This window comes from Candidatus Symbiopectobacterium sp. (assembly GCF_020054415.1).
Classification (GTDB): Bacteria; Pseudomonadota; Gammaproteobacteria; order Enterobacterales; family Enterobacteriaceae; genus Symbiopectobacterium.
Genome location: NZ_JAHWCO010000048.1, coordinates 1 through 2,830, shown reverse-complemented (window position 1 = coordinate 2,830; position 2,830 = coordinate 1). Strand labels below are relative to the sequence as shown.

Annotated in this window: 4 protein-coding genes and 1 pseudogene; 4 read left to right on the top strand and 1 reads right to left on the bottom strand. The window is 51.1% G+C overall.

The window, feature by feature from the left end; translation table 11 throughout:
* A partial coding sequence (locus tag QZ506_RS01675; protein WP_367272954.1) for an IS1 family transposase occupies positions 1 to 129 on the bottom strand: 129 nt, incomplete at its 3' end.
* A gap of 404 nt (positions 130 to 533) precedes the next feature.
* Between QZ506_RS01675 and QZ506_RS01670 the strand changes: the two genes are divergently transcribed.
* The 4 genes and pseudogenes from QZ506_RS01670 to QZ506_RS01655 form a co-directional block, all read left to right on the top strand.
* Complete coding sequence (locus QZ506_RS01670) at positions 534 to 866, top strand: type II toxin-antitoxin system RelE/ParE family toxin (RefSeq protein ID WP_291968603.1); 333 nt, start codon at positions 534 to 536, stop codon at positions 864 to 866.
* Between the two features lies 1 nt (position 867).
* Positions 868 to 1,152 (top strand): NadS family protein, encoded by a 285-nt coding sequence (gene nadS / locus QZ506_RS01665; RefSeq protein ID WP_291968600.1) that lies wholly within the window; start codon positions 868 to 870, stop codon positions 1,150 to 1,152.
* A gap of 191 nt (positions 1,153 to 1,343) precedes the next feature.
* Entirely contained in the window at positions 1,344 to 2,258 is a 915-nt protein-coding gene (locus QZ506_RS01660; RefSeq protein WP_291968598.1) for a replication initiation protein, read from the top strand.
* A 74-nt stretch (positions 2,259 to 2,332) separates the two neighbouring features.
* A pseudogene (locus tag QZ506_RS01655) lies at positions 2,333 to 2,830 on the top strand (transposase); the annotation flags it as partial.

The following is a 2,830-nucleotide window of genomic DNA, read 5'->3' as shown; positions in this document are numbered from 1 at the left end:
TAAGCCCTGTAGCCATCCGTGTTTGCATGACTGACGACGGTAACGCTGATGGCCACTTTTGCCATAACCGTGTTTTTTCACAGGAGATGTCTGTTCACAAAACGGGCATCTTACATCAACTTTAGCCACTGTATTCAACATCCAAAACCGGACATTTCACACTGCAATCAACATATTGAATACACGACCCGGAGTATGCAGTTTACGTGGCTTCTTGCTGGTTGGTACGGACTTTGTCATGTGAATCACCCCTGGTAAAGAGTTTACTCACTTAGTCGCGTGTCTATTAATGGTGAGTAGGATCAATACAGCAGCTTGAAGCACATGTTGGAGGTTACCTCACAGGCGCTGACGCACAGCGACCTGGTGTGTCAGCATTTGAGCAGTCATGTGGACAGCATGAAAGCGCCCGTACGGAGAAGCTGCGCGAGCAGCAGAAAAAGCCGACCAGCTACTATGGACCCTCGATGTCACCGCTTTTCCGAAATTGGAATTTGGTGTACTATGTACCCCATTAAATACAGGAGACAGCCGTGAGTCACGCGATTGAGTTTATCGAGACCCCGATGTTTACCCGTCAGATAAAACAGATCGCCACGGATGAAGATCTCAAGGAGCTGCAAAAGACGCTGATTGAGTCGCCGGACAAAGGCTATCTCATCCAGAAAACCGGCGGGCTGCGAAAAATCAGGATGGCGACGGGCAATCAGGGGAAAAGGGGCAGCGCGAGGGTGATTTACTTCCTAGCCACCGCCGAGGTGATTTATCTGGTGATGGCCTACCCGAAAAGCACAAAAGACAGCCTGACGGACGCGGAGAAAGCCGCGCTGAAGACGCTGACCCAACAACTGAAAGACGAGGTGTGACATGAGTTTTTTTGACGATCTGAAAGCATCTCTGGAAGAGGCCGTGGAAATCAAAAACGGCGTCAGAGAGTCCGCCCGCGTCACCCATTACAAGCTGGCAGACGTGAAGGCCATCAGGGCACAACTGAATGTATCGCAGAGCGAGATGGCGAAAGTGCTGGGAACTAGTATCGACACCATCAAGAGCTGGGAAACCGGACGCCGTAATCCGACCGGACTGGCTGCGAAGGTGCTGGCAACCATCCAGGCGAACCCGAAATTCTTCCAGGAGTTGGCTGCGCACTAAGCCGTTGTGACAGAAGGATTCGACAGGCGAGGCCGTTCGCGTGTAATTTAACGGCAACAGAAAAAACAAAGCCCCGGCATCATGTCTAATCTTGGCGGATCCGCATGATAACCAGGGCCAGGTCGAAACCTTGAAAGGATATTAGCACATGAACCGTGCCAGACAACAGCCCGCCATAAGCGCAGAGCGCATTGCATAACGCCGCACTTGCGCTCTTCAACGACCGCTTGCCGTACAAGCCGTACTTTTCGGACGATCTGCACTTCGGTGTCCGCATTGCCGGTAAGGAACGCGCCATTCTGGCGAAATACATCCAGTTCAATCAGCCTCACGCCATGTTCTGGCTGGGATTCGACGTCGATCGCGCCGGAGCCGCCATCGACTGGAGCGACCGAAACGCGCCCGCGCCAACGCTGACCATCACCAACCCCGACAACGGACATGCGCACCTGCTGTACGCGCTGAAAACCTCGATACGCACCGCGCTGGACGGAAAAATGAAGCCGCTGCGCTACGCCGCCGCCGTGGAGAACGCGCTACGTAAAAAATTAGAGGCTGACGCGGGGTATTCGGGACTAATTTGCAAAAATCCGAACCACGACCACTGGAAAATTGCCGTATGGCAGCCGGAACTCTACACTCTGGACTGGCTGGCCGACTTTCTCGATCTGAACGCCGCGAGCGACAAAGAAATCGTTGCAGACTACGGCTTAGGCCGCAACTGCACTCTGTTCGACAAAACCCGCAAGTGGGCATACCGCGCCATCCGTCAGGGCTGGCCGGAGTATGATAAGTGGCTGAAAGCCTGTTGTGAACGTGCCAGTGCCTACAACCTGCAATTTACAGCGCCTCTGGATCAAAATGAGGTTAGTAGCATTGCAAAAAGCATTGCTAAGTGGACGAATATAAAAATAACTAAATCTTCTTTTGAAGAGTATGTAGAAAAAACACATACTCCCGATATTCAATCTTTACGTGGAAAGAAGAGTAAAGGTGGTGGGCGACCTTTTAATTCTGAGTCCTTAACATCTAAAAAACCATGGTTAAGTATGGGGATAAGTAGAAGTACGTATTATAGACAATTGAGAGCCTGTGAGCCTGTTTAAGAGAGCCTGTACATAAATTTGTGTAATTACCTGATGTTGATATGTTCAATCCAACATCAAAAGCAGGTTAATTTATGGACGAAAAACAGTTGCAGGCCCTAACTAACGAACTGGCCAAAAATCTTAAAACTCCCTAAGATCTCAGCCAGTTCGATCGCCTGCTGAAAAAAATCAGCGTTGAGGCCGCCCTCAACGCCGAAATGACGCACCATCTTGGCTACGATAAAAATCAGTCCAAACCGGGAGCCAACTCCCGCAACGGCTATTCCACAAAGACCTTTAACACAGGCGACGGCGCGCTGGAACTTCGTACCCCACGCGATCTTGACGGCTCCTTCGAACCGCAACTGGTAAAGAAAAACCAGACCAGGATCACCGGAATGGACAACCAGATCCTGTCGTTGTACGCCAAAGGCATGGCCACCCGCGAGATCGCTGCCGCGTTCAAAGAACTGTATGACGCTGATGTCTCGCCGACGTTGGTATCCAAAATCACCGATGCCGTGATGGTGCAGGTCGCCGAATGGCAAAATAGCCCACTGGATGCGATATATCCCATTGTTTATCTTGAC